General features: G+C 45.7%; 6 protein-coding genes and 4 tRNA genes. 6 read left to right on the forward strand and 4 right to left on the reverse strand.

The features are described 5' to 3' along the window. Window positions 1-83 precede the first annotated feature (83 nt). Window positions 84-683: a Yip1 family protein gene (locus LMJ53_RS07800; protein WP_226749782.1), complete on the reverse strand. Its 600-nt coding sequence runs from the start codon at window positions 681-683 to the stop codon at window positions 84-86. A gap of 187 nt (window positions 684-870) precedes the next feature. Here LMJ53_RS07800 and miaE point away from each other — a divergent pair, with 187 nt between their 5' ends. Continuing rightward, window positions 871-1659, forward strand: a complete 789-nt coding sequence (gene miaE, locus LMJ53_RS07805) for a tRNA isopentenyl-2-thiomethyl-A-37 hydroxylase MiaE (protein WP_229585538.1) — start codon at window positions 871-873, stop codon at window positions 1657-1659. On the opposite strand, the gene LMJ53_RS07810 is transcribed toward miaE, so the two are convergent. Both LMJ53_RS07810 and LMJ53_RS07815 read right to left on the reverse strand, forming a co-directional pair. After that, on the reverse strand, window positions 1640-2380 hold the full coding sequence (locus LMJ53_RS07810) for a UDP-2,3-diacylglucosamine diphosphatase (protein ID WP_229585539.1): 741 nt from the start codon (window positions 2378-2380) through the stop codon (window positions 1640-1642). The two genes, miaE and LMJ53_RS07810, sit on opposite strands and share 20 nt — an antisense overlap. A gap of 3 nt (window positions 2381-2383) precedes the next feature. Continuing rightward, window positions 2384-2878: a peptidylprolyl isomerase gene (locus LMJ53_RS07815; RefSeq protein WP_226749785.1), complete on the reverse strand. Its 495-nt coding sequence runs from the start codon at window positions 2876-2878 to the stop codon at window positions 2384-2386. Window positions 2879-3022: 144 nt separating this feature from the next. Between LMJ53_RS07815 and cysS the strand changes: the two genes are divergently transcribed. Further along, window positions 3023-4402: a cysteine--tRNA ligase gene (cysS, locus tag LMJ53_RS07820; protein WP_229585540.1), complete on the forward strand. Its 1380-nt coding sequence runs from the start codon at window positions 3023-3025 to the stop codon at window positions 4400-4402. Between the two features lie 59 nt (window positions 4403-4461). Here cysS and folD read toward each other — a convergent pair whose 3' ends face one another. After that, window positions 4462-5322, reverse strand: a complete 861-nt coding sequence (folD, locus tag LMJ53_RS07825; protein ID WP_226749787.1) for a bifunctional methylenetetrahydrofolate dehydrogenase/methenyltetrahydrofolate cyclohydrolase FolD — start codon at window positions 5320-5322, stop codon at window positions 4462-4464. 210 nt (window positions 5323-5532) lie between these two features. Here folD and LMJ53_RS07830 point away from each other — a divergent pair. From LMJ53_RS07830 to LMJ53_RS07845, 4 genes are all read left to right on the forward strand, one after another. Then, a tRNA-Pro gene (locus LMJ53_RS07830) sits at window positions 5533-5609 on the forward strand. 131 nt (window positions 5610-5740) lie between these two features. Further along, a tRNA-Arg gene (locus LMJ53_RS07835) sits at window positions 5741-5817 on the forward strand. A 24-nt stretch (window positions 5818-5841) separates the two neighbouring features. Beyond that, window positions 5842-5917, forward strand: a tRNA-His gene (locus LMJ53_RS07840). A gap of 9 nt (window positions 5918-5926) precedes the next feature. After that, window positions 5927-6003, forward strand: a tRNA-Pro gene (locus tag LMJ53_RS07845). The last annotated feature ends 474 nt before the right edge of the window (window positions 6004-6477 follow it).

Below are 6477 nucleotides of genomic sequence, written 5' to 3' on the forward strand. Positions count from 1 at the left end.
GTTGTTGCAAGCATAAAAAACGGCTGCAATTGCAGCCGTTTTACTGTCTACCCTGTCTTATTATTATGCGTTTGGTTTTACCATCAGTGGGTAAAAGCAGGGCCAAAGCCCGAGCTCCATAAAATAGCAGTGGCGGCGAGTAAAGTCACTAACAAAATTAAACCTGACGTAACCACCGAGCTGGCATAAATAAAACCACGCTCTTCAGGAATGTGCATTAAGATTGGCACCCCAACGTACAGTAAATACACTGAATAGGTTAAGCCCGCTAAACCCACCACCATCACAAACCATAGTTCAGGGTATAAGGCCGCTAAACCCACCATAAACAATGGCGTTGATGTATATGACGACAACTCCAAGGTTTGAGTGTAAGTCGGCTCAGCACCAAAAGTATGGGCCATCCAGTGTGCTAAAAGCGCCAGCGCTAGCACGCCAATAATTAAGGCAAAATACATCGCAACAGACAGCATTAAAGCGCTATTTGCGGTTAAAAAGATTTTTTCGCCAACGCCAATGCTCCAGCCTAAATGCACTGCCGAGTAGTACGCGCAAATGGAAGGGATCAAAGCAACCAGTAAAATGTGAATTAAGCTATAGCGTAAACTTTCATGTCTGGCATCAATGGTATGCCATTCTTCTTTTGGATGGGCGTAGATGCCCCATAAATGGTTTAGAATCATCGTTATTATCCTTATTATTGAAGCGCCTTGTGCGGGAACTTAAAAAATTTACCCGTATTAAAGTTATGGTTGAATAACGCAGATTCGTCAAGGTCAATGTTGAAAAATTCAACAGTTCATGTCGATGCTGGAGCACATTGCTACCTTCGGGTATACTGCGCAGCGTGTTCAATCAGTAGACCGCCTTATGTTAAGCCACGAATATCAGACCTTATTAGCGCCCATTCAGCAGTTTTTGCACTGCAGTACGCCTCAAACTTGGTTAAATGAAGCAATGCAACCGGCTCGTTTACCGATGCTATTAACTGATCATCTGATTTGTGAGTTAAAAGCGGCGCAATCCGCGATGTATCTGATCCGGCGTTATGCGGTAGATGAGCAAAGTGCTGAGGCCTTACTGCAATGGCTGAAACCTTATGAAGACTTTACTTATCGCCAGCAGGGCACATGGCAAGCCTTAGCGGATATCAAACTGAAAAAGTCGATGTTACCGAAATCGAATTCAGCTTATGGCCAAGAACTTATCGATAAGATGGTGTTGTTAATTAAAGAAGAGTTACATCATTTTTATCAAGTGCTTGAAGTGATGCAGCAACATGATGTGCCTTATGAAAAAATCACCTCAAGTCGCTATGCCCGCGGTTTGTTGCGTCATGTTAGCACTTATGAGCCAGCGGCTTTGATTGATAAGCTTATTTGTGGTGCCTACATCGAAGCACGCTCTTGTGAGCGTTTTGCTACTTTAGCGCCGCATTTGCCTGCGGATATTGGCCAGTTTTATCTGTCTTTGTTGCGCTCAGAAGCGCGGCATTATCAAGATTATCTGCAACTGGCAGAGCAAATTGCTGGGCAGGATATCAGTGCGCGCGTAGCCTTTTTTGGTGAAAAGGAAGCCGAGTTAATTTTATCCGCGGATAACGACTTTAAATTTCACAGTGGTAGCCCAGTGCCTGAGCTTATGGCGCAAGCGGGTTAAAGACCAGTTGCCAGTGATCGGCGGTTACCTTGAGATAACTGCTTTGACTATACCAATCTCCCAGCACATAGCGCAAAGCGGGTTGGCTGTTGACGGTTAATTGATGTACCGCAGGGCGGTGTGTGTGGCCATGGATCAGATGTTGTACGGTATACTCGGCCATTATTTTAGGCACTTCGGTTGGCGTAACATCCATAATGTTGGCGTTACCCATTGTTTGATAACGTGCTTTGGCTGTAGCGCTTTTAGCGCGCGCTTTGCGGGCTAAAGCTTGCCGAATAAAAAGGGGTAACGAGAGCATCAATCGTTGCCACCAAGCTTGATCCCACCAACGTCGAAACTTTTGATAAGCCACATCCATCGTGCATAAGCTATCGCCATGCATGATGAGGGTGGGGGTCCCGTAAATATCAATGACCTGCTGTTGCGGTAATAAAATTAACCCCGCACGTTTGGCATAGTGTTGTTTTAATAAAAAATCACGATTGCCATGGATAAAGTAAATCGGCGTGTGCTGACTGAGCGGTTTTAACACCTGGGCGACGGTGTCGAGTAACGGTTCGGGATTATCGTCACCAATCCAGACTTCAAACAGATCGCCTAAAATATACAGTGCATCGGCCGCTGGCGCTTGCTGCGCAATAAACTGTAAAAAGGCCTGAGTAATATCAGGCCTTTCTGCTGATAAATGCAAATCTGCAATAAACAGCGTATGTGACATGGTTTAGTCGTTCAGCTCAGCACGTTCAATCACTACTGGCTCAACCGGTACATCGCTGTGACCAGCGTTACGACCCGTGCGTACCGCTTTGATTTTTTCAACCACGTCCATACCTTCAACCACTTCACCAAATACACAGTAACCCCAGCCTTGAGCGTTTTCAGCACTGAAGTTTAAGAAGCTATTATCAGCAACGTTGATAAAAAACTGTGAGGTGGCAGAATGCGGATCGCTGGTGCGCGCCATAGCGATGGTGCCTTTGCTGTTCGCGACGCGGTTGTTAGCCTCGTTTTTAATGGTTTCTTTTGTCTCTTTTTGCTGCATATCTGCAGTGAAACCACCGCCTTGGATCATAAAGCCGTCAATCACCCGGTGAAAAATAGTGTTGTCAAAAAAGCCATCTTTCACGTAGCTAATAAAGTTAGCCACGGTCACCGGTGCCTTGTCAGCAAAAAGATTTAATTTAATCACGCCAAAATTAGTATGTAAGCTAACCATCATTTTTTCCTTATCATTACAGATGCGCCATTCTAACGCACTGCCGTCAAATCATAAAGCAAGGATAGCGGCTAGCATCTGCCAATGCTAAACTAATCGCCGCATTTTGCTGTTAATGATTCATATTTTCTGTCAGAGGACATAATGTTACAGATATACAATACCTTAAGCCGCCAAAAAGAAGTCTTCAAACCTATCATTCCGGGGAAAGTGGCCTTGTATGTTTGTGGCATTACCATTTACGACCACTGCCATGTAGGGCATGCCCGCACTTATGTTGCGTTTGATGTCATTAATCGCTACTTACGTTTTAGCGGTTATGACGTGACCTATGTGCGAAATATCACCGATGTTGACGATAAAATTATTAAGCGCGCGGCAGAAAACAACGAAAGCTGCGATGCTTTAACCGCACGCTTTACCGCGGCAATGCATGCCGACTTTGCGGCTTTAGGGCTATTACCCGCCGATATTGAGCCGAAAGTGACCACTCACATGGCTGAGATTATTAGCCTGATCGAAACCTTAGTTGCCAAAGGTTATGCCTATGTTGCAGCAGATGGCGATGTACTGTTTGATGTCAGTAAATATGCTGAATATGGTGCGTTAAGCCAACAAAACCTAGATATGTTACAAGCCGGTTCTCGGGTAGAAGTGGCGCAAAATAAAGATGATCCATTAGACTTTGTTTTATGGAAAGGTACCAAGCCGGGTGAGCCGTTCTGGGCTTCACCTTGGGGCAATGGTCGGCCCGGTTGGCATATTGAATGTTCTGCCATGAGCGCTAAGCATTTGGGCGAACATTTCGATATTCATGGTGGCGGTTCAGACTTACAGTTTCCTCATCATGAAAATGAGATAGCACAATCTACCTGTGCCCATGGCCAAAAGTACGTCAATACCTGGATCCATACTGGTATGGTGCAAGTTGATAAAGAAAAAATGTCGAAGTCACTTGGCAATTTCTTTACGGTAAAAGATGTATTAGCTGAATATAATGCAGAAGCGGTACGTTATTTCCTACTGTCTAGCCATTACCGTAGCCAATTAAATTACTCTAAAGAAAACTTAGAGCAAGCACATGCCGCGCTAGGACGACTTTACACTGCGCTGCGTTCAGTAACGCCAAGCCATAGCATTGATTTGGCCAGCCCATATATTGTGCGTTTTAAAGCCGCGATGGATGATGACTTCAATACGCCTGAAGCTTTGCCGGTATTGTTTGAATTAGCGCGTGAGGTGAATCGCTTTAAAGAGGCTGAGCCAGCAAAAGCCGCAGAGCTAGCGGGTTTGCTGACACTTTTAGCGGGCGTACTGGGCTTGCTGCAGGGCGATGCCGAAACCTTTTTACAAAGTGGCGCATCAGATAGCGATGTGGCAGAAATTGAAGCGTTAATTGCCCAGCGCAATGCGGCTCGTGCCGCTAAAGATTGGGCCGCGGCTGACGCGGCTCGCGCTGAATTAACCGCTAAAGGCATTATTGTTGAAGATAAAAATGGCGTGACCAGTTGGCGTAAGGCTTAAAACGGTCATTGCACCATAAAAAACCGCCGATGGCGGTTTTTTTATGGTAACTGTCGCCGTTATTTACTGTCGTGATATAGCTCACACGCTTCTAGCGTGTTTTCAATTAAACTGGCTACGGTCATTGGGCCAACACCACCAGGGACAGGTGTAATATAGCGAGCCAATTTAACCGCTTTAGCATATTCGACATCACCTACCAGTTTGCCACTGTCTAAGCGATTGATGCCGACATCAACGACCAGAGCACCGGGCTTGATCCAATCACCAGGAATAAACTCAGGCCGACCTACGGCGACAACCAATAAATCCGCACGACGCACTTGCTCTTCTAAATTACGGGTAAATTTATGGCAGACCGTTGTTGTACAACCGGCGAGGAGTAATTCCAGAGCCATAGGGCGACCGACTATATTAGATGCACCCACGACAACCGCATCCATACCTTTAACGTTTACGCCGGTGCTTTGCAGTAACGTCATAATACCCTTAGGGGTGCAAGGGCGTAGGGCTGGCATACGCTGCGCTAAGCGGCCGATATTATAGGGATGAAAACCATCGACATCTTTGTGCGGATGAATATGCTCTAAAATAGCCGAAGCGTCTAACCCTGCCGGCAAAGGCAGTTGTACTAAAATACCATCGATGCTGTTGTCATTATTTAACGTATCGATAAGCTCCAACAATTGTTGTTGCTTGGTTTCAGCCGGAAGATCGTAAGATACCGAATGAAAACCCACTTCTTCGCAGGCTTTGCGTTTGCTGCCAACATACACTTGTGAGGCTGCATCAAGCCCAACTAATACAACGGCAAGTCCGGGAGCTCGTTTTCCGGCTGCTACGCGAGCGCGTACCTGAGCGGCGACTTTGTCTTTTGTTGCGTTAGCAACGGCTTTGCCATCTATTATTTGTGCTGTCATGCCTGCTGATTTCCTGGGAACTAAAAAGAGCAATATTTTCGCACAGCTGCCAAAAGAACGCTATCTTCGTCCGTAGCAAACATGAATAACCGCCAGCAAGGGGCAATTAGGTTCAAATAATAGCCAATCAGCGTAAATACCTAAAAAAAGGTTTGACGGTGTGCATGGCGGGCGTTAATATTCCGCCCCGTTGCAGCGATGTAACGTTGTCGGTGATTGGCGCAGCTTGGTAGCGCACTTGGTTTGGGTCCAAGGGGTCGCAGGTTCAAATCCTGCATCACCGACCAATTTTAAATTGGTTAGATTATATGCTTTGTTTGGGTGTTATCGATGCAAGACGTCGAAGGTTCAAATTCTGCATCACCGACCAATCTTAATTTATAAAATTAAGAGAGTCCCAGATAGGCGTTTGACATGTGCGCCCGTAGCTCAGCTGGATAGAGCAACGGCCTTCTAAGCCGTGGGTCATAGGTTCGAGTCCTATCGGGCGCGCCATTTGGTGCAAAGTTTCAAATTGTGGTGGTTGTAGCTCAGTTGGTAGAGCCCCGGATTGTGATTCCGGTTGTCGTGGGTTCGAACCCCATCATCCACCCCATCCCCTTGTCGGTGATTGGCGCAGTTTGGTAGCGCACTTGGTTTGGGTCCAAGGGGTCGCAGGTTCAAATCCTGCATCACCGACCATTATCCCAATTTATTAAAATTCCCGTATCAAAATCTCACATTACAATAATTTTCATGCACATGTTTGTGTTCATTCATGCAGTCGCAAGTTCAAATCCTGCATCACCGACCATTCTCCCAATTTCTTAAAATTCCCGTATCAAAATCTCACATTAGAATAATTTTTGATGCACATGTTTGTGTTCATTCATGCAGTCGCAGGTTCAAATCCTGCATCACCGACCATTCTCTGCATGTTACGGATGAATCCGAACACTGATTTCGGTTCAATCCGATCACTCATTTCGGTTTAATCCGATCGCTTGTTTCGGTTATATCCGATCACTTTTAGCCCTTTTCCGAAATAGCTGATCGGAATGCCGAAATGCCATTCTTTTTCTAATCAAATCAACTGGTAAGCTCTACCTAATTTTAATTAACTTAGGTAGGCGTTGACCATGGCTAGAAAGAGAACAGACATGAGCAAAATTAAAG

This window comes from Rheinheimera sp. UJ51 (assembly GCF_020819615.1).
Classification (GTDB): domain Bacteria; phylum Pseudomonadota; class Gammaproteobacteria; order Enterobacterales; family Alteromonadaceae; genus Alishewanella; species Alishewanella maricola.

What these genes read in the sequence shown, in the direction of transcription:
- miaE (WP_229585538.1), top strand. Translation starts at nt 871, where the DNA reads ATGTTAAGCCACGAATATCAGACCTTATTAGCGCCCATTCAGCAGTTT.
- LMJ53_RS07810 (WP_229585539.1), bottom strand. Translation starts at nt 2,380, where the DNA reads ATGTCACATACGCTGTTTATTGCAGATTTGCATTTATCAGCAGAAAGG.
- folD (WP_226749787.1), bottom strand. Translation starts at nt 5,322, where the DNA reads ATGACAGCACAAATAATAGATGGCAAAGCCGTTGCTAACGCAACAAAA.
- cysS (WP_229585540.1), top strand. Translation starts at nt 3,023, where the DNA reads ATGTTACAGATATACAATACCTTAAGCCGCCAAAAAGAAGTCTTCAAA.
- LMJ53_RS07800 (WP_226749782.1), bottom strand. Translation starts at nt 683, where the DNA reads ATGATTCTAAACCATTTATGGGGCATCTACGCCCATCCAAAAGAAGAA.
- LMJ53_RS07815 (WP_226749785.1), bottom strand. Translation starts at nt 2,878, where the DNA reads ATGGTTAGCTTACATACTAATTTTGGCGTGATTAAATTAAATCTTTTT.